This is a genomic window from Lentzea sp. NPDC036949 (assembly GCF_055608075.1).
On sequence record NZ_JBVJRA010000001.1, the window covers coordinates 976,706 to 994,336 of the forward strand.

Here is a 17,631-nt window from a genome sequence, read left to right on the forward strand (position 1 = left end):
CACCCAGTGCTGCGGTGACGACCAAGCAGTGCAGGGGGTTGTGAGGATGGCTGAAGGCACCGGGACAGGCACGCAGACGGGCGCGGAGACGCCCGCTGTGAGCACGGCGACGACCACACCGATCACCGCGGACCAGCTCGCGGCGGCGAAACCGGCACTCCAGACGGAGATGCTGGTGGACAAGGCCGCGGCGAGCTACGCGGCGGCGAAGCTGGACCACGCCGCGGACAGCGGGCGGCTGCAGCTCGACGCCGGCGCGGCAGAGGCGTTGATCAAGGCCGTCGACGACGCGCGCGACCAGGTGATGGCGCTGTGGGAACGGGCCAAGAACCAGCTGGCGACGCCGCTGCAGTTCGGCGACAACCCGGTCGCCCACGCGATCAGCGCGCGGTTCCGCGACATCGCCGTCGGTGAGGACTCCGGTGCGGTCAAGGCGCTGCTGGACCTCTACGACGTGCTCGGCGACATCAGCAACGCGCTGAAGAAGAACCGCGACGAGACCCAGCGGGCCGACGAAGAGGCCGAGCGGCAGATGAAGAAGCACGGGGGTTCGTGGTGAGCCAGAGAGGGCACGGCGGCGGCAACGGCGGCCATGGCGGCGGGAACGGTCATGGCGGCAACGGCGGTCACGGCCACGACGGCAAGGACAAGTGGGACCGCGAGGACATCCACGAGCCGGTCGACTGGATGACCTACACCCACGAGCAGCTCTACAACATGGTGCACACCGGCGTGAACCTGGAGAGCGCGAACGCCGCCGCCACCAGCTGGAACAAGATCGGCGAGGAGATCGCGGGCGTCCGCGAGAACCTCCTCAAGGCCGTCGAGGACTCCACGGTCGGCTGGGAGGGCGAGTCGGCGCGGCTGGCCCGCGACGGCCTGACCGAGGTCACCAACTGGGTGCACGACACCGCGAGCTACGCGCAGAAGGTGTCGTCGGCGATCACCACCGAGACCAGCAACGTCGAGGCCGCGCGGGCCGCGATGCCGCCACCGCCGAAGGCGCCGGAGCCCCCGGTCCCGACGGACGCGGTCGTGGAGCCGCGTCCGGCGCTGGTCTCGCGGCTGCGCGAGCCGCAGGAGTTCCACGCGGTCGCCGACCAGAGCATGTACACGCCTGAGCAGAACCGGCTCCTCGCCCAGCAGGGGTCGTTCGCGGGCTTCGGCACCGTCGGCACCAGCGCGGTCGACGCCCTCGCGGCCAACGACGCGTCGCACCGGCGTGCCGCGGACGTGATGGCGGCGTTCCAGCGCAACTCGGCCGCGGTCGACCAGACCGTGCCGTCGCAGTTCACGCCTCCCGTGAACCCGGTCAACCCGGTGCTCGCCGACTCCACGACCGGCACCCGCACGCCCTCGACCCCGGACGCCACGACCGCCGGCGCCGGCGGTGCCGGAGCGGTCGCGCCGACGCCCGCGCCGAACCGGGGCAACACCACCCCGTCACGCGGTGGTGGCGGCGGTGGCTTCGGAGGCGGCGGCCGCGGTGGTGGCGGTGGCGGTGGCTTCACCGGTGGCATGGGCTTCGGCCGCGTGCCCGCCGCGAACCAGGGCAACCAGACCGGTGCCGGTACCGGCACCGGCGGCGGCATGTCGTCCGGTGGCGGAGCCGGCGTGGTCGGTGACGGCCGTTCCGGTGCGGGTGCCGCGGCAGCGGCGTCGTCCGCGGCGACCGGCAACCAGACGAGGGCGTTCCAGAACCCGCTCGCCATGGGCGCCGCGCCGATGGCGGCCGGCGCACCGGGGGCCGGTGGCCAGAACGACGAGCGCGAGCACAAGAGCGCGAGCTACCTGGAAGAGGACGACAACGTCTTCGGCCTGGACCGCAAGGCGGCCCCGCCGGTGATCGGTCAGTGAACGAAAGACGCTTCACGGTCAGCACGCAGGAGTTCTTCCTGCTGTGGCAGGCCGTGCACGGCGAGGACCGCGTCGTGCCGCTCGGAACGCCCCACGTCGGGGCCACCCGAGCGGCCCGGCGGCGGCTCGCCGAGCAGAGCTCCCAGACGCTCTACGCCAGGGGGCTCGGCACCATCGACCGCCCGGACGACTACCTGCGGACGCTGGTCAGCGGCCTCGGTGAGTTCGACCGGGCGCTCGAGATCGCGTACTTCAAGGGAACCGAGCTGGCGCGCGGACTCGCGTGCGCCGGCTGGAGCGGGTCGTTCGCCGCGCGGGTGGGCGACCAGGTCCACCTGCGCGAGTTCCGCCCCAACGCGCTGGCCTCGGCCACCGTCTCGTCGTTGCCCGGCCTCGCACCGGGCAGCGGCCGTTCGGTCAACGTGCGCTGGGACGACTACCTGCGCGCGGGCGAGGCCGGTGAACGCGAAGGCGTGCAGGCGTTCCTGGACGTCCTGCGCGACGCGGGCATCCGCGAACCGGAGGCCCACACGCTGATGCGCATCGTCACCTCCCGCATCGGCGGCGGCGAGCTCGGCCTCACCGCCCGCAACCGCGACGGCGTGCCCCGCCCGACCGGCCGCTCGGTGTCCTGGCTGGACACCCGCGAGGGCCGCTACCTGCTGCGCAAGCACGACGGCTGGCTCGTGCTGGCCCCCGCCGACCAGGCCCGCCTGACCTCGGCCGTGGACGAGCTGCTGGCCGGCTGAGCCCCACACCGCCGGCCGCGTCCTTGTCCGCGAACACCACATGGACGAGGCGCGTTCCACCAGCTAGACATTGGGGCATGACCGACACCGACGTCGAACTGCTGTGGCGCCCGGACCCCACGAGGGCCACCGGGATGACCGCCTTCAGGTCGTGGTTGAGCGACCGCGGCCACGACTTCCCCGACTACGAGTCGCTGTGGGAGTGGTCCGTCTCCGACCTCGAGGGGTTCTGGGGCGCCATAGCCGCGTACTTCGACGTGTCGTTCCACTCGCCGGCCGAACGCGTGCTGGCCGCCGCGGAGATGCCGGGCGCGTCCTGGTTCCCCGGCGCCACCCTGAACTACGCCGAGCACGCGCTGCGCCGCGGCGGTGACGACGACCTCGCCGTGATCTTCCACCGCGAGGACGGCCTGACGCACTCGCTGACGTACGGCGAGCTGCGGTCCAGGGTGGCCGCCTTCCGCGCCGCACTGGCCTCCCTGGGCGTCTGTGCGGGCGACCGGGTGGTCGCACTCGTCCCCAACGCCCCCGAGGCACTGGTGGCCTTCCTGGCCGCCGCCTCGCTCGGTGCCACGTGGTCGTCCTGCTCCCCGGACTTCGGCTCCCGCGCCGTCGCCGACCGCTTCACCCAGATCTCGCCGGTGGTGTTCGTCGCCGTCTCCGGCTACGTCTACAACGGACGGTCGTTCGACTGCCGCCCGGTCGTCGAGGAGATCCGCTCGCAGATCCCGTCGCTGCGCGCGACCGTGCTGATCGACTACCTGGACAACGGCGCCACCCTGCCGGACACCCTGTCGTACGCGGAACTGCTGGCCGCCAACGAGGGCGCCGCGCTGGAGTTCACGCCGGTGCCGTTCGACCACCCGCTCTGGGTGCTCTACTCGTCGGGCACCACCGGCCTGCCCAAGGGCATCGTGCACGGCCACGGCGGCATCGTGCTGGAACACCTGAAGATGCTGGCCCTGCACAGCGACCTCGGCCCCGGCGACCGGTTCTTCTGGTTCACCACCACCGGCTGGATGATGTGGAACTACCTGGTGTCCGGCCTGCTGGTCGGCACCACGATCGTCCTGTTCGACGGCAGCCCGGCCCACCCGTCGCTGTCCACGCTGTGGCACCTGGCCGAACAGCACCGGGTCACCTACTTCGGCACCTCCGCGCCGTACGTCCAGTCGTGCCTGAAGGAAGGCCTGGAACCCGCCGCGCACTACGACCTGACGGCCCTGCGCGTCGTCGGCTCCACCGGCGCCCCGCTGACCCCGGAGGGCTTCCGCTGGATCGCCTCCGCCGTGGGCAAGGACGTCCAGATCGCCTCCGTCTCCGGTGGCACCGACCTCTGCACGGCCTTCGTCGCCGCCTCGCCCGACCGCCCGGTGTGGCTCGGCGAACTGTCCTGCCGGGCCCTCGGAGCCGCCGTCCAGGCCTTCGACGAGAACGGCACCGCGCTGGTGGACGAGGTCGGCGAACTCGTGATCACCAGGCCCATGCCGTCCATGCCGGTCTTCTTCTGGGGCGACGAGGACGGCACCCGCCTGCGCGACGCCTACTTCGACACCTACCCCGGCATCTGGCGCCACGGCGACTGGATCCGCATCACCCCGCGCGGCTCCGCCGTGATCTACGGCCGTTCCGACTCGACCCTGAACCGCGGCGGCGTCCGCATGGGCACCTCCGAGTTCTACCGCGTCGTCGAGTCCGTCGAGGGCGTCGTCGACTCCCTGGTGATCGACACCTCCGGCGTCACCGAGGGCGAACTGCTCTGCTTCGTCGTCCTCGACGGCGTCACCCTGGCGGACGTGGAACCGTTGTTGCGCAAAGAACTGCGCTCCTCGCTGTCCCCACGCCACGTCCCGAACCGCTTCGTCGCCGTCACCGAGATCCCGCGCACCCTCAACGGCAAGAAGTGCGAGGTGCCGGTCAAGAAGATCCTCGCCGGCGCCGACCCGGACCAGGCCGTCAGCCGCGACGCCCTGCGCAATCCCGAGTCCCTCCAACCCTTCCTGGAACTCGCCTCGGAATGATCTAGGTCACTCCGTTCCGCGCGACCAGCGGTTTTACGCCCCTCTCCGGTCTGGTGAACATGCTCTGACCAGCAGGTTTCAGGCAAGGAGGGGGGCGTTTTGCAACTCGGTTGAAGACCTGTGTAACCTATGTCCCGTGGCCGAGGATGGTCCCGGGAGGCTTCGCCTAGTCTGGTCTATGGCGCCGCACTGCTAATGCGGTTTGGGGTAACCCCCCATCCCGGGTTCAAATCCCGGAGCCTCCGCAAGGCCGAGCCTCTAGGGGATCGGTTATAATTGAAGATACGCGCTCGTAGCTCAACGGATAGAGCATCTGACTACGGATCAGAAGGTTGCAGGTTCGAATCCTGCCGAGCGCACTCGATCGCGGGAGCCCCTGTTTGCGGAAAGCGCAAACAGGGGCTCTCTCGGTTTTTTGGGGGCCGAGCCCCCACACCCCAGCCGGGCGGCTTCGCCCCCGGACCCCCGGCCTGCGTGGCGCTGGCGCGCCGATGCAGTCCCATCCCCGAGGTGGGTCCGTGCGGTCCTGTGGTGCGGAGCGTGCCATTCGTGATCGCGGGAGCCCTTGTTTGCGGAAAGCGCAAACAGGGGCTCTCTCGGTTTTTTGGGGGCCGAGCCCCCACACCCCAGCCGGGCGGCTTCGCCCCCGGACCCCCGGACTGCGTGGCGCTGGCGCGCCGACGCAGTCCCACCCCGAGGTGGGTCCGTGCGGTCCCGTGGTGCGGAGCGTGCTATTCGTGGATGCGCCGAGGGTGGTGCCTGCGGCAGAGTTCACGGCGTGGATCAGCGCGAGATCATGCAGCGGGCGCTCGGCGTCCTGACGCTCACCTACGACGCCGAGGCGGGCGAGTCGAGCGACTACCTGCGCACGGCCCTCAAGTCGTTGCAGGAAGGCGTGTTCAGCTACGAGGTCAAGGTCGACGGCGAGCTCAACGAGGCCGGCGCCCAGGCTCTCAAGCAGGCGATGGACCAGGTGCTGTCGCAGTTCGGGTGGTTCACCGCGGGGCTGCTCTACGCGTTCCACGGGGTCGCGCAGGCCTACGAGAACGACTGCGAGGAGGCCGACGTCCAGGACGTGCTCAAGCAGCTCGCCCTCAGGCTCGCCGACTGAGCTCCGCGCGCACCCCGTCGGAGAACGGCGTCCACGCCTCGACCGCCCACGGGCCGAAGCGCAGGTCGGTCAGGGCGACGCAGGCCGCCGAGAGGTCCGGGTCGACCCACAGGAACGTGCCGGACTGGCCGAAGTGGCCGAACGTGCGCGGCGAGTGGGTCAGGCCGGTCCAGTGCGGCGACTTGCCGTCGCGGATCTCGAAGCCGAGGCCCCAGTCGTTCGGCTTCTGCATGCCGTAGCCGGGCAGCACGCCGTTCAGTCCGGGGAAGACCACCGAGGTCGCCTCGCGCACCAGCTCGGCCGAGACCAGCTTCGGCGCCAGCAGCTCCGCGGCGAACAGCGCCAGGTCGGCCGCGCTCGACTCGGCGCCCGCGCCGGCGCTGCCGACCAGCGCGGAGGAGGTCATGCCCAGCGGCGCGAAGACGGCCTCGTGCAGGTACTGCGGGAACGGGATCTCGCAGGCGTCGCCGACGAACGCGGCCAGCACGTCGAAGCCCGCGTTCGAGTAGATCCGCCGCTTCCCCGGCTCTGCCTGGACCTCCGGCTTGTCGAACGCGTACCCGGCCGTGTGCGCGATCAGGTGCCGCACGGTGGCCCCCGGCGGCCCCGCGGGCTGGTCCCACTCGACCGCGCCCTCCTCGACGGCCACGAGCACCGCGTACGCCGTCAGCAGCTTCGTGACCGACGCGAGCGGGAACACGCGCTGCTGGTCGCCCAGCGGCCCCACCACGGTCCCGCCGGACACGACGGCCACGGCCACGTTCTCGGCCGGCCACGACGCTGCCACTTCGACGCTCTGCATGGGACAGACGTTAACGTTCGGGGGTGACAGTCCGGGAACTGATCGTCCTGGGAACGGCCAGCCAGGTCCCCACGCGCCAGCGCAACCACAACGGCTACCTGCTGCGGTGGGACGGCGAAGGCCTGCTGTTCGACCCCGGCGACGGCTCTCAGCGCCAGCTGCTGCGCTCGGGCGCGGCTGCGAGCGACATCACCCGGATCTGCATCACCCACTTCCACGGCGACCACTGCCTGGGCGTGCCCGGCATCGTGCAGCGGCTCAGCCTCGACCGCGTGCCGCACACCGTCCACGCGCACTTCCCGCGGTCGGGCGCCCACTTCTTCGAACGCCTCCGGCACGCGAGCGTCTTCTACGACGCCGCGGACGTCCAGGAGCAGCCGGTCGACGCCGACGGGCTCGTGGCGGAGGGGAAGTTCGGCCGGCTGGAGGCGTACCGGCTCGACCACGGCATCGACTCGTTCGGCTACCGGCTGGTCGAACCGGACGGGCACCGGATGCTGCCGGAGAAGCTGGAGGAGCACGGCATCCGCGGCCCGCAGGTGCGCGAACTGCAGCGCGACGGCGCGTTCAACGGGGTGCGCCTCGTCGACGTCAGCGAGCCGCGACCCGGCCAGCGGTTCGCGTTCGTCATGGACACCCGGCTCTGCGACAACGTCTACGAGCTCGCCGACCGGGCCGACCTGCTGGTGATCGAGTCGACCTACCTCGCCCGCGACACCAGGCTCGCCGGCGACCACGGCCACCTCACCGCCCAGCAGGCCGCCCGCGTCGCCCAGGAGTCCGGGGTCCGCACGCTGGTGCTGACCCACTTCTCCCAGCGCTACGACGACCCGGCCGAGTTCCACGCCGAGGCGGCCGCGGAGTTCGACGGCGAGATCGTCGTGGCGAAGGACCTCGACCGCGTCCCGGTGCCGAAGCGGGTCAGCGGTCCACCGCGGCCCACTGGTCGCTGACGATCTCCTCCAGCGAGGAGTGCGCCGGCGTCCAGCCCAGCGACCGCAGCCGGGAGACGTCGGCCCGCTGGGCCTTCACCTCGTCCGGGTTCGCGGGCCGCCAGGTCACGTCCACGGACCGCCCGGTGACCGCCTCGACGGTGTCCAGCACCTCCCGCACCGACGCGGACGTGCCGCCGACGTTGTAGACGGTGGACGAGCCGACCTCGCACGTCTCCAGCGCCGTCACGAAGGCCGTGGCGACGTCCCGCACGTGGACGAACTCGCGCACCGCGGACCCGTCGCCGTAGACCTCCATGCCCGGTCCCCGCCCGGCCGCCGTGGCGACCGCCCGCGTGATCACCCGAGTGGTGTCGGTGTCACCCCCTCCAGCGACGTTGAACAAACGCAGCGTGGCCGCCCCGATCCGGCCCGCCCGCGCCGTCCACGCCACGAGGTCCTCGGAGGCCGCCTTCGACGCCGCGTAGGGGGAGGAGGGCTCCCGGACCGACTCCTCGGTCAGCGGCGCGTCCGACGGGCGGTACACCCCGGCCGTCGACGCGAGGAGGAACCGCTGGCCGCGCAACGCCTTCAGCAGGTTCAGCGTCCCGCCGACGTTGGTCTCCCAGTAGCCCAGTGGATCTCGGAACGACTCCCGCACCCGAGCAAGACCAGCCAGGTGGATGACGGCGTCGGCGTCCGGAACGTGGAACGGCTCCAATACACGTTGACGGGACACCACTGGTTCATGTCCGTGAACCCGCAGCTCACGCACCACAAATCGACCCACGTACCCAGTGGCACCGGTCACCAGAACTCGCACGAGATGACCCTAAAGGTCCACCAAGGTTGGGCCGATAACACACGTGTGAGTTACCCCCATCGCGCTGTGCACACAAGCATCGCCGGACTCCTGCACGACGTGGCCGTGCAGGAGTGCAAGCGGCAGGAGTTCCTGCGCAACGTGGCCGACATCGTGGGAGCCGCACCCGCGCCCGGTCCCGCCGAGCTCACCACGCCGCTGCCCGCGATCAACCCCCAGCGCAGCTTCCTCAACCGCGTTGACCAGGTCCTCCGGGACGCGGCGCGCTCGCTGTAGAGCGGAAGATCGAACACCGATCCACCTGTGGCAGGGCCTGCGCTGACGGGCCCGCCGCAACATTCATCCGGCCGTTGCCGGACCGTGCTTCGACACGCATACCGGGTGGCTCTACGCTACGCGTCACCCGGCGATCGCCGGTCGCATCCTTCTGCTTCTTCTCAAAGCGGGTTTTCGGCGATGGATCATGTCTTCGCAGCGCTCAACGAGCGCTTGGGCGGATTGTTCGGTGACCGGTTGGTCGTGCTGGCCGGTGGTACGCGTCTGGCGAAACGCGCGCATGAGCTCCATGCGCTCGGTGCCCGCCATACGCTCGTGCTGGATACCGATGATCATGCTCCGCTTCATGATTCCGAGATCGCCCGTTGGGTGTCGCTGGGCATTAAGGGCGGCTTCGTCGCGGTCGAGCAGCGCCGTCTCGGCAAGCTGCTGACCAAGCCGAGCGCCGAGGTGCGCGGGATCCTGGGCGACTTCGACCCGGCGGCGGAGGCCGTCGTCATCAGCACGCCTTACAACGAGATCGACACCTTCCAGGGGCGTCCGGTCCTCAACGCGCGCCGCCGCGAGTGGGTCGAACTGGAGAACAAGACCACCATCGACGCGCTCTGGGACGAGCTCTCCGCCCCGCGTGCGCCCGCGCTGGTGTTCGACCTCGACTTCGAACGCCTCTGGGGCGCCTCGGAGATCCTGGACCGCGGCGCCGGCGTCGTGTGGTCCGGTGACGGGCCCGCGATCAACGGCGGCGCGAACTTCGTGCGCCGGGTGCGGTCCTACGAGGAGGCCAAGGAGGCCTTCGACGTGCTCGCGCCCAAGTGCGAGCAGGTGCGCGTGATGCCGTTCCTGGAAGGCATCCCGGTGAGCGTGCACGGCATCGTGTTCCCCGACGGCACCGCGGTGCTGCGCCCGATCGAGATGGTCGTGCCGCGCCGCCAGGGCCAGGCCAAGTTCCTGTACGCGGGCTGCGCGTCGTTCTACGACCCGCCCGTGTGGATCCGCGACCAGATGCGCAACCTCGCGCGGCGCGTCGGCGAGCACCTGCGTTCCACGGTCGACTACCGCGGCACGTTCACGCTCGACGGCATCGCGACCGAGGACGGCTTCCTGCCGACCGAGATCAACACCCGCTACGGCGGCGCGATGGTGTGCTTCGAGGACGCCGTCCCGTCGCTGCCGCTCGCCCTGGTCCAGGTGGCCCTGGTGGCCGGCTGGGACCTCGGCGTCTCGTCGATGCAGTTCGAGGAGCTCGTGCTGGCGGCGGCGGACGGCCTGCGTTCCGGCGCGGTCGGTGCCAACGTCCGCGCGGTGCAGCCCACCGAGGTCGACGAGCGGCGGCTGGTCTTCACCGGCTGGGCGTGCCGCCTGGCGCACCAGGACGAGCCCGCGCACGCGACGTTGCGGCTCAGCCCGTCCCCGATCGGCGGCCGGCTCGACCTGGACCTGCACCGGGAGAACATGCCGGTCGGCGCGCCGGTGGCCGCGCTGACCGTGGCGGCGTTCGCCCTGGCCGACCAGGAGTGGGGGACCGGTCTCGGTGCCCTGGAACCCGCGATCGCCGTCGAGGACACCCAGCCGCTCGACCAGCCTCTCGAACAGGAAGCCGTCATCGCCTGACGCTGTCGGCGCACGCGGGGCCCTTTCGTGCGCCAGGAGAGTACGAAAGCTCCCCGCGTGCACTCACGAGGCGCCCTCGTCGCCGGGACGTTGTCGGCGCACGCGGGGGCCTTTCGTGCGCCAGGAGAGTACGAAAGCTCCCCGCGTGCACCTACCAGGCGCCCTCGTCGCCGTAGGCGGCGGTGAGGGCGAGCTGGTAGCCGAGCAGCGCCGCGGTGACCTCACGCGGCTGGTGCGCCGGCCGCACGAGTCCCTCGCCGAGCACCTTCGGCTGCGACTCCACGAGCTCCGGTGTCCGCTTCAGCAGCGCGAGAGCGATCTCAGCGGCCTCGGCGAGCATCTCGTCCTCGTCGTCGAGCACGTCCTGCATCAGCCCCACGACGAACGACGGCAGCCGCTCCGGCACCGCGCACGCGAGCGCCACCAGGCACCCGACCCGTTCCGACGCCAGCGCCTCGAAGATCTTCGGCGCGCCCTGGGCGACGGCGTGCCGGGTCTGCGTGAGCCAGTCCGGCGCTGTCCTCGGCAGCTCGCGGCCCAGCGCGTTCCACCGCCGGTGGGTGCGCCGGCCCTCCTCGGTGAAGCCCTTGCCCGCCAACGCGAGCGCGGCCAGCAGGAAGATGACCCGGTCCCGCACGTCGGCGGCCACCTTGTACGAGGCGCCCAGCTCGACCAGGAACGGCACCGCGCAGAACGAGGCCTCCGACACCGTGTCGTCGGTCAGCAGCCGGTCTGCGAGCGAGGTGAACGCCTCCAGCCTGACCTCGGGCGACGGGTCCACCAACGCGCGCAGCAGACCGGGCAGCCGTTCGGCGCCGCCCCGGCCGTCGTAGACCTCGACCCAGGAAATCCTGTCGAGTCCGCGCAACGGGTCAGGCCGTTGCCAGGCACGCGGCAGTTCCATGCGGGAAACCTACGGGATGTCCGGCAAAGCCATGAGAAGCCGCGCCCGTACGATCTCGCCGTGTCCTTCTCGGTGGCCGACATCTTCTCCGGTGCGGGCGGGATGAGCTTCGGCTTCCACGCCCACCGCGACTTCCGGGTCGTCGGCGCGGCGGACGCGCAGATCGGCAAGCCCTCGTCGCGCCTCGGTTCGTTGCGCTGCAACGACACCTACCGGGCCAACATCGGCGTCGATCCGCTGGAGGTCGACCTCGCCCGCATCTCGCCCTCGGCGTTGCGCGAGGTCTGGGGCCTGCGCCGCGGCGAGCTCGACGTGCTGCTGGCGTGCCCGCCGTGCTCCGGTTTCAGCCGCATCACCGCCGCGAACCACCTGCGCGACGACCCGCGCAACTCGCTGGTGGGCCGGATCGCCGTCTACGCCGAGGAGCTGCGGCCCAGGACGATCCTGGTGGAGAACGCCCGCGAGCTGGTGAAGGGCAAGCAGCGCCACCACTTCGACCAGCTCGCCGACTCGCTGACCGAGCTCGGCTACGACGTCACCGGCGGCACCCACCTGCTGTCCGACTACGGCCTGCCCCAGCTGCGCGAGCGGTCGCTGATGGTGGCCGTGGACGCCGGCCTGCCCCTGCGCACGCTGCACGACGTGTGGGAGGGCCTGCAGCTGCGCCCGGCCGCCGCCACGGTCCGCCGCGCGATCGGCAAGCTGCCGCCCGTCGAGGCCGGTCTCGCGCACCCCGAAGACCCGATCCACGTGTCGCCGACCTTCTCCCAGGACCGCAGCCTCGACCGGATGCGCGCCATCCCCGCGGACGGCGGTTCGTGGGCCGACCTGCTGCGCTCACCGGAAACCGCGGAGCTGCTGAATCCCGCACAACGCAAAATCGTCGAGCAGCAGAACTGGGGTTCTCACCCGGACGTGTACGGCCGGATGTGGTGGGACGAACCGGCCCGCACCATCAAGCGCGAATGCGGCCACGTCGGCAACGGCCGTTATGCCCACCCCGAACAGCACCGACTCTGCACGGTCAGGGAGATGGCGCTGCTGCAGGGCTTCCCGCGGCAGTTCAAGTTCGACGTCTCCATTCTCGGCAACGCCTACCGGCACGTCGGAGATGCCGTTCCGCCGCTCATCGCCTACCAGCTCGCGGGCCTGACGAAGTGGATTCTCACCGGTCAGCGCCCCGAGCCCCGCGACCTCTGCCTGCGCGGCACCTCATTGCGCCCTGGTGACATCCGTCCCACCGCCGTTACCGAATTGGTGGCTTGAGAGTGAACCGCGAGCGTTCTGGGTACGTAGCAGGACGCTGCGGAAGATAACTGTTGGGCAACGAATTTATCGTCACCTGACAAAAGCGATGCATCAGCCATCGATCCACTGTGGACCTTTTTGGCACGTTTTGGCAGCTCACGTTATGTATGATGCGATCTTCATACCTCGCTCAACCGGGTGACACCCCATCGGCTAACGTCCCGCTCGCTTCCTGTCGGTTCGGTGTCGACTTCCGGTGTCCACCGCTCCGGCCGAAGTACTCGACTTTTCCTGCGTTCGGGCTAACTTCAGCGAGCAAGGAGACCCATGGCTTCCCGGTTGAGGATCGGCGCGGCGCTTCTCGGCGCTGCCGCCCTCCTGTCCCTCTCGACCCCCGCGGCGTTCGCCGACGTCGTCGTCAAGCCCATCGAGGGCGACTGGCAGTACGGCCATGACGTCTACCTCGTGCCCAAGGTCGGCAACACCCCTCCCCGGCACAACGACGAGTTCAGCACCGGCCTGATCGGTGTCAAGCTCAAGGAAGACGGCAAGGAGGGCCGCTTCCAGGCGTACTGCGTGGAGCTGCCGACCGACCTGGAGAAGGGCAAGCCCCTCCAGGAGGTGCCGTGGGACAAGCACCCCAACCCGAGCACCAAGTTCAAGGACAACGCGGGCAAGGTCCTCTGGATCCTGACCAACTCGTTCCCGACCAAGTCGGTCAAGGAAGTCAACGACAAGTTCGGCGACGGCAAGAAGCCGTACGACGACCGCGAGATCATCGCGGCCACGCAGGCGGCGATCTGGCACTTCACCGACGGCGCCCAGCTCGACGAAGCCAGGGAGCTCGCCGGCGGTGAGAAGGGCGGCGGCGCCGACCTCGTCAAGCTCTACAAGAAGTTCCTCGCGGAAGCCCAGGACCTGAAGAACGACCAGCCGAAGCCGACGCTGCAGGTCGAGCCGGCCGAGGTCAAGGGTGTGGCCGGTGGGCTGCTCGGCCCGTTCACGGTCACCACGACCGCGGGCGAGATCACGCTGACCGCGAAGCTCCCCAAGGGCGTCACGATCACGGACAAGGACCGCAAGCCGCTCGCCGTCGCGAGCTCGGGTGACGAGCTGACGGCCAAGGCCAAGGACACGGCCGAGAAGGTCACCGAGTTCTACGTCGACGTGCCCGGCGACGCCAAGCCCGGCAAGGTCGAGCTGACGGTCAAGGCGGAGGCCTCGCTGCAGGCCGGTCGGCTGTTCGTGTCCGAGGACAGGAACCAGAAGACCCAGTCGCTGGTGATCGCCAAGGCCTCCGAGGTCAAGGTCGAGAAGCCGGCTCGGGCCGAGTGGACCGCGGGGACGACGGTTCCGCCGACGACCACGACGACGACCACCACGACCACCACCCAGCCGACCACGACGACGGTCCCGCCGACCACGACGACCACGGCCCCGCCGGCTCCGGGTGGTGGCACGGACGAGGACCTCGCCTCGACCGGTGCCTCGATCCTGTGGCCGCTCGTGGGTGGCCTCGTGCTCATCGGTGGCGGTGTCGCCGCGCTGTTCGTGGTGCGGCGCAAGAAGGCCGGCGCCTGATCTGAGCGCCTGACAGACGAACGCCCCCTGGGTCCGCGCCGGTCCAGGGGGCGTTTGCTGTCTCATGGGCCGGAACCGGTCAACGCCGGGCCAGCCCCACCACGCTGATGTCCCCGTCGGCCACCGCCACGTCCCGCTGCGACGAAGCGCCCGAGAAGATCGCCCTGGCCGGGTCGCGGAAGTTCGCCACCACCTCGACGCGCTGCACCGGCTTGGCCGTCGGGATCACCGTCTCGGCCTCCCAGGTCCGCCCGAACCGCACGAGGTGGGTCAGGACGTTCGGCTTGCCGTCCTCGGTCGAGTAGACGCGCCAGGTGAGCGGGTCCACGGGTTCGATCTCGCGGGTGCGCAGGCCGCGGGCCACCTCGCGGGTGTCCCAGCTCCGGCCGTTCCACGTCGAGAGGTGGTTGCGGAGCGGGCCGCCGTCGGGGTCGCCGGAGAACCACAGGACGAACGGCCGGCCCAGCACCGTGCCGACCTGCTGGACGTAGTCGGGGGACTTGACGTTGTTCGGGACGGTCAGCGGGGTCTCCGCGACCTTCAGGAACGACTCCTGGTCGGCGTCGTCCACCTGGGTGCCCAGGTCGCGGCCGGACGCCGAGTAGAAGTGCAGGTCACGGGGGTCGAACCAGGTGTAGTAGATGTTGCGGTGGTAGCGGTCGTGTTTGTGGCCCTCGAAGCCGCCGCCGGCGAGCGTGTAGGCGATGCGGACGCGGCCCGAGTCCTCCAGGCGGAGCTGACCGATGTAGATCTCGTTCATGTTGTCGGCGCGCGCGGTGGAGCCGATGGCGAACGGGTGGCCGGTGAGCTCGGTGGAGCTCTTCCACGTCTTGCCGTTGTCCTTCGACACCACGTAGAGCATCGGGCGGGTGTCGGTGGGGACGTTCGGGTCGAGGTCGCCCGAGGTCTCGCGGTAGAACACGTAGATCGTGCCGTCACGGGTCACGAACGGCATCGGGTACGTGGCCGCGTTCTTGGAGATCACGGTTTCTGCCCACGTGCCGTCGGCCGAGTGCGGCCGGGGTGAGCGGGACATGCGCAGCTCGACGTTGTGCATGCCGCGGAAGACCAGCAGGTGGCCGTCGCGGGCCTGGACCACCGTCGGGTAGTTGTGGGCGTCCGAGTCGCCGTCGGCGATGCGGTGCGGGGGCGACCAGGTGGCCGCGCGGTGGTCGTACGACTGGACGTAGCTGTCCTCGTACTGGCCCGCCCACGAGATGAACGTCTTGCCGGCCTTCCGGTCGTGCACCCCGCCGGCGACGGGGCGGCGGTCGCTGCGGGCCGCCACGTTCGTGGCCGTGGTCGTCACCGCGAACTCCGCCTTCCCGGGCTTCCCGGCCGTGGCGTTGGCCGGGGGGACTGCGACGAGCGGCAACAGCAGTGCTGCGGACATAACTCCACGCAGGAGCCGTGTCATGGGGCGATCCTCCTGGTTCTGGCCGCGACGGCGGCCGACCAGGCGGCGGCGTGGCACATCATGGTTGCGCCGGGCCGACTTGTCCAGGTGCAGTCAGCGTGATCGCGCCTATCACCACGCGGGGGCTCCTCGGGTACCCTGCGTCAGGAGCGGAGGAGCACCACATGAACTTCGACGAGATCAAGAACAAGGCCCTGGACCTGGCTCAGCAGCACCACGAGCAGGTCGACAAGGGTGTCGACGCGGCGGCTGACTTCGTCGCGCAGAAGTTCGGTCACGAAGAGCAGGTCGACTCGGTTGCCGAGAAGATCAAGGACATCCTTCCAGGTGGATGAGTGAACTCCTTCAACGCCACTGACGCGGGGCGGGTCACCTCGAACGGGGAGACCCGCTCTCCTTCTGCACGCCGGCCCGAGATGATCACCTGGCAGGGGCTCCACGAGCCCCGGCTGGAGCAGGTCAGGCTGCTGCTGTCGAACGACCAGCGCCTGCGCGCCTCCGGCCGGCTGGTCGCCGCCGGGCCGGACGAGCAGTTCAACGCCTCGTTCGAGGTCTCCGTCGGCGAGAGCGGCCAGGTCAACCGGCTGCTGCTGCGCACGGCCACGGTGCTGGAGGAGCGGCAGTGCTCGCTCAGCCGCACCGAGGACGGTGCCTGGCTCGTCGACCACGGCCAGGGCGCCAAGCGCGAGACGTTCAACGACGCGCTCGACGTCGACGTGCAGTTCTCCGTGCTGTTCAACGCCATCCCGATCCGGCGGCTGGACCTGCACCGCGAGGAGGGCGAGCACAACCTGCCGGTCGTGCGGGTCTCGCTGCCCGACCTCACGGTGCGCGCGGTCACCCAGACCTACAAGACGATCTCGGTCGGCGACGAGGTCTCGGTGGTGCGCTTCAAGAGCGGCGGGTTCGAGCAGAACATCAAGGTCGACCAGAACGGCCTGGTGCTCGAGTACCCGTTGATCTCGAAGCGCATCTGACCGGTCAGAACACCTCGGCGAGCGGTTCCGGGTCGATCGCGGGCTCGGCGGCCCTGACGCGGAACCGTTCCGGCGCGGGCCGCCGACCAGGCCCGCGCGGTTCTGGCGCGCCCCCGAAACCCGGCGACTAGACCCGCACGGCCACCGCGACGCCCTGGCCCACGCCGACGCACGCGGCAGCGATGCCCACGCCGCCACCGCGTTGCCGCAGGTGGCGGCACACGTCGATGATCACTCGCGGCATCGAGGCGCCGAGCGGGTGCCCGTAGGCGATGGCGCCGCCGTGCACGTTGACCTTCTCCTTGTCGATCTCCGGCAGGTGGTGCAGCACCGACAGCGCCATGGCCGCGAACGCCTCGTTGACCTCCCACAGGTCGACGTCGGCCGCGTCGAGGTGCAGGCGCTTCAGCAGCTTCCTGATCGCTGACACCGGCGCCACGGTGAACCGGTGCGGCTCCTCACCGGTCGTGGCGCTGCCCAGCACCTCGCCCAGCGGTTCCACGCCCAGCTCGGCCGCGAGCGCCTCCGTGCCGAGCAACGCGGCCAGCGCGCCGTCGTTCAGCGGCGAGGCGTTGCCCGCGGTCACCGAGCCGGTGTCGGAGAACGCGGGCTTGAGCTTGGCCAGCTTCTCGGCGCTCGTGTCGGCGCGGACGTTCTCGTCGCGGCGCACCGCCGTGCCGTCGGGCAGCTGCACGGGGAACGCGAACCCCTCGTGCACGCCTGCGTCCCACGCCGCCGCCGCACGCCGGTGCGACCGCAGCGCGAAGTTGTCCATCTGCTCACGGGTGATGCCGAGCTCATGGGCGACGGTCTCCGCGGCCAGCCCCAGCGGCACCGTGTAGTGCTGCGGCATCCGCGGGTTCACCAGCCGCCAGCCCAGCGCCGTGGACACCGTCTCCAGCCGGTCGGGGAACGCCCGGTCCGGCCGCGCGGTCACGAACGGCGCCCGGCTCATGCCCTCGACCCCGCCCGCGATCAGCAGGTCGGCGTCCCCGGTGACCAGCGCCCGCGCGCCCTGGATGATCGCCTCGCCACCGGACGCGCACAGCCGGTTCAGCGTCGCGCCCGGCACGCTCACCGGCAGCCCCGCCAGCAACGCCGCCATGCGCGCCACGTTGCGGTTGTCCTCACCCGCGCCGTTCGCGTCGCCGAGCAGCACGTCGTCGATGCGCGCGAGGTCGAGGCCGGGGTAGCGGCGCAGCAGGTCCACGATGGGCAGAGCGGCGAGGTCGTCCACCCGGATGCCGGACAGCCCTCCCCGGTACCGGCCGAACGGCGTGCGGGCTGCGTCGAGGATCAAAGCGCGGGCCATTGGTCCATCT

Annotated in this window: 18 protein-coding genes and 2 tRNA genes; 14 read left to right on the forward strand and 6 right to left on the reverse strand. The window is 70.5% G+C overall.

Annotation, left to right across the window (positions count from 1 at the left end):
* Nucleotides 1-46 precede the first annotated feature (46 nt).
* The 7 genes from ACZ7CD_RS04955 to ACZ7CD_RS04985 all read left to right on the forward strand — a co-directional run bounded on the left by ACZ7CD_RS04955 (nt 47) and on the right by ACZ7CD_RS04985 (nt 5,738).
* Nucleotides 47-559 (forward strand): hypothetical protein, encoded by a 513-nt coding sequence (locus ACZ7CD_RS04955; protein ID WP_360396933.1) that lies wholly within the window; start codon nt 47-49, stop codon nt 557-559.
* Nucleotides 553-1,857, forward strand: a complete 1,305-nt coding sequence (locus ACZ7CD_RS04960) for a PPE domain-containing protein (RefSeq protein ID WP_360396932.1) — start codon at nt 553-555, stop codon at nt 1,855-1,857. Before ACZ7CD_RS04955 ends, ACZ7CD_RS04960 begins: the two co-directional genes overlap by 7 nt.
* Nucleotides 1,854-2,606: an ESX secretion-associated protein EspG gene (locus ACZ7CD_RS04965; protein WP_360396931.1), complete on the forward strand. Its 753-nt coding sequence runs from the start codon at nt 1,854-1,856 to the stop codon at nt 2,604-2,606. The genes ACZ7CD_RS04960 and ACZ7CD_RS04965 overlap by 4 nt, the downstream gene beginning before the upstream one ends.
* A gap of 77 nt (nt 2,607-2,683) precedes the next feature.
* Nucleotides 2,684-4,627, forward strand: a complete 1,944-nt coding sequence (locus tag ACZ7CD_RS04970) for an acetoacetate--CoA ligase (protein ID WP_470369697.1) — start codon at nt 2,684-2,686, stop codon at nt 4,625-4,627.
* 155 nt (nt 4,628-4,782) lie between these two features.
* Nucleotides 4,783-4,872 (forward strand) — tRNA-Ser (locus ACZ7CD_RS04975).
* Nucleotides 4,873-4,913: 41 nt separating this feature from the next.
* Nucleotides 4,914-4,986: transfer RNA gene (locus ACZ7CD_RS04980), tRNA-Arg, on the forward strand.
* A gap of 419 nt (nt 4,987-5,405) precedes the next feature.
* A complete protein-coding gene (locus ACZ7CD_RS04985) occupies nt 5,406-5,738 on the forward strand; it encodes a hypothetical protein (RefSeq protein ID WP_065915332.1) in 333 nt (110 codons plus the stop codon).
* On the opposite strand, the gene ACZ7CD_RS04990 is transcribed toward ACZ7CD_RS04985, so the two are convergent.
* Complete coding sequence (locus tag ACZ7CD_RS04990) at nt 5,722-6,540, reverse strand: serine hydrolase domain-containing protein (protein ID WP_470378320.1); 819 nt, start codon at nt 6,538-6,540, stop codon at nt 5,722-5,724. The two genes, ACZ7CD_RS04985 and ACZ7CD_RS04990, sit on opposite strands and share 17 nt — an antisense overlap.
* Nucleotides 6,541-6,563: 23 nt before the next feature.
* Between ACZ7CD_RS04990 and ACZ7CD_RS04995 the strand changes: the two genes are divergently transcribed.
* Nucleotides 6,564-7,493 (forward strand): ribonuclease Z, encoded by a 930-nt coding sequence (locus ACZ7CD_RS04995; protein WP_470378321.1) that lies wholly within the window; start codon nt 6,564-6,566, stop codon nt 7,491-7,493.
* On the opposite strand, the gene ACZ7CD_RS05000 is transcribed toward ACZ7CD_RS04995, so the two are convergent.
* Nucleotides 7,462-8,295, reverse strand: coding sequence for an NAD-dependent epimerase/dehydratase family protein (locus ACZ7CD_RS05000; protein ID WP_470378322.1), 834 nt, complete (start codon nt 8,293-8,295; stop codon nt 7,462-7,464). The two genes, ACZ7CD_RS04995 and ACZ7CD_RS05000, sit on opposite strands and share 32 nt — an antisense overlap.
* 66 nt (nt 8,296-8,361) lie before the next feature.
* Here ACZ7CD_RS05000 and ACZ7CD_RS05005 point away from each other — a divergent pair, with 66 nt between their 5' ends.
* A complete protein-coding gene (locus tag ACZ7CD_RS05005) occupies nt 8,362-8,571 on the forward strand; it encodes a hypothetical protein (RefSeq protein WP_470378323.1) in 210 nt (69 codons plus the stop codon).
* Between the two features lie 123 nt (nt 8,572-8,694).
* On the opposite strand, the gene ACZ7CD_RS05010 is transcribed toward ACZ7CD_RS05005, so the two are convergent.
* The gene (locus ACZ7CD_RS05010) at nt 8,695-8,907 is read right to left on the reverse strand and encodes a hypothetical protein (protein ID WP_360396926.1); all 213 of its coding nucleotides are present in this window, start codon (nt 8,905-8,907) and stop codon (nt 8,695-8,697) included.
* Nucleotides 8,908-8,940: 33 nt separating this feature from the next.
* Here ACZ7CD_RS05010 and ACZ7CD_RS05015 point away from each other — a divergent pair, with 33 nt between their 5' ends.
* Nucleotides 8,941-10,182, forward strand: a complete 1,242-nt coding sequence (locus ACZ7CD_RS05015) for a hypothetical protein (RefSeq protein WP_360396925.1) — start codon at nt 8,941-8,943, stop codon at nt 10,180-10,182.
* A 151-nt stretch (nt 10,183-10,333) separates the two neighbouring features.
* Here ACZ7CD_RS05015 and ACZ7CD_RS05020 read toward each other — a convergent pair whose 3' ends face one another.
* Entirely contained in the window at nt 10,334-11,086 is a 753-nt protein-coding gene (locus tag ACZ7CD_RS05020; protein ID WP_360396924.1) for a hypothetical protein, read from the reverse strand.
* 60 nt (nt 11,087-11,146) lie between these two features.
* Between ACZ7CD_RS05020 and ACZ7CD_RS05025 the strand changes: the two genes are divergently transcribed.
* Both ACZ7CD_RS05025 and ACZ7CD_RS05030 read left to right on the forward strand, forming a co-directional pair.
* Nucleotides 11,147-12,352 (forward strand): DNA cytosine methyltransferase, encoded by a 1,206-nt coding sequence (locus ACZ7CD_RS05025; protein ID WP_360396923.1) that lies wholly within the window; start codon nt 11,147-11,149, stop codon nt 12,350-12,352.
* A 309-nt stretch (nt 12,353-12,661) separates the two neighbouring features.
* Nucleotides 12,662-13,915 (forward strand): thioester domain-containing protein, encoded by a 1,254-nt coding sequence (locus tag ACZ7CD_RS05030; protein ID WP_470378324.1) that lies wholly within the window; start codon nt 12,662-12,664, stop codon nt 13,913-13,915.
* Between the two features lie 79 nt (nt 13,916-13,994).
* Here ACZ7CD_RS05030 and ACZ7CD_RS05035 read toward each other — a convergent pair whose 3' ends face one another.
* Nucleotides 13,995-15,332, reverse strand: a complete 1,338-nt coding sequence (locus ACZ7CD_RS05035) for a BNR-4 repeat-containing protein (RefSeq protein WP_470378325.1) — start codon at nt 15,330-15,332, stop codon at nt 13,995-13,997.
* Between the two features lie 164 nt (nt 15,333-15,496).
* Here ACZ7CD_RS05035 and ACZ7CD_RS05040 point away from each other — a divergent pair, with 164 nt between their 5' ends.
* Together ACZ7CD_RS05040 and ACZ7CD_RS05045 are read left to right on the forward strand one after the other, a co-directional pair.
* Nucleotides 15,497-15,667 (forward strand): antitoxin, encoded by a 171-nt coding sequence (locus ACZ7CD_RS05040; protein WP_360396920.1) that lies wholly within the window; start codon nt 15,497-15,499, stop codon nt 15,665-15,667.
* Nucleotides 15,668-16,309, forward strand: coding sequence for a putative glycolipid-binding domain-containing protein (locus tag ACZ7CD_RS05045; protein WP_360396919.1), 642 nt, complete (start codon nt 15,668-15,670; stop codon nt 16,307-16,309). It begins immediately after the preceding gene.
* Between the two features lie 127 nt (nt 16,310-16,436).
* On the opposite strand, the gene ACZ7CD_RS05050 is transcribed toward ACZ7CD_RS05045, so the two are convergent.
* Nucleotides 16,437-17,621 (reverse strand): thiolase family protein, encoded by a 1,185-nt coding sequence (locus ACZ7CD_RS05050; RefSeq protein WP_470378326.1) that lies wholly within the window; start codon nt 17,619-17,621, stop codon nt 16,437-16,439.
* Nucleotides 17,622-17,631: the final 10 nt, after the last annotated feature.

Bases quoted from the DNA above. Each gene is read 5' to 3' on its own strand.
- ACZ7CD_RS04955 (WP_360396933.1), top strand. From the start codon at position 47: ATGGCTGAAGGCACCGGGACAGGCACGCAGACGGGCGCGGAGACGCCC.
- ACZ7CD_RS04970 (WP_470369697.1), top strand. From the start codon at position 2,684: ATGACCGACACCGACGTCGAACTGCTGTGGCGCCCGGACCCCACGAGG.
- ACZ7CD_RS04990 (WP_470378320.1), bottom strand. From the start codon at position 6,540: ATGCAGAGCGTCGAAGTGGCAGCGTCGTGGCCGGCCGAGAACGTGGCC.
- ACZ7CD_RS05010 (WP_360396926.1), bottom strand. From the start codon at position 8,907: ATGATCATCGGTATCCAGCACGAGCGTATGGCGGGCACCGAGCGCATG.
- ACZ7CD_RS05020 (WP_360396924.1), bottom strand. From the start codon at position 11,086: ATGGAACTGCCGCGTGCCTGGCAACGGCCTGACCCGTTGCGCGGACTC.
- ACZ7CD_RS05030 (WP_470378324.1), top strand. From the start codon at position 12,662: ATGGCTTCCCGGTTGAGGATCGGCGCGGCGCTTCTCGGCGCTGCCGCC.
- ACZ7CD_RS05035 (WP_470378325.1), bottom strand. From the start codon at position 15,332: ATGACACGGCTCCTGCGTGGAGTTATGTCCGCAGCACTGCTGTTGCCG.
- ACZ7CD_RS05040 (WP_360396920.1), top strand. From the start codon at position 15,497: ATGAACTTCGACGAGATCAAGAACAAGGCCCTGGACCTGGCTCAGCAG.
- ACZ7CD_RS05050 (WP_470378326.1), bottom strand. From the start codon at position 17,621: ATGGCCCGCGCTTTGATCCTCGACGCAGCCCGCACGCCGTTCGGCCGG.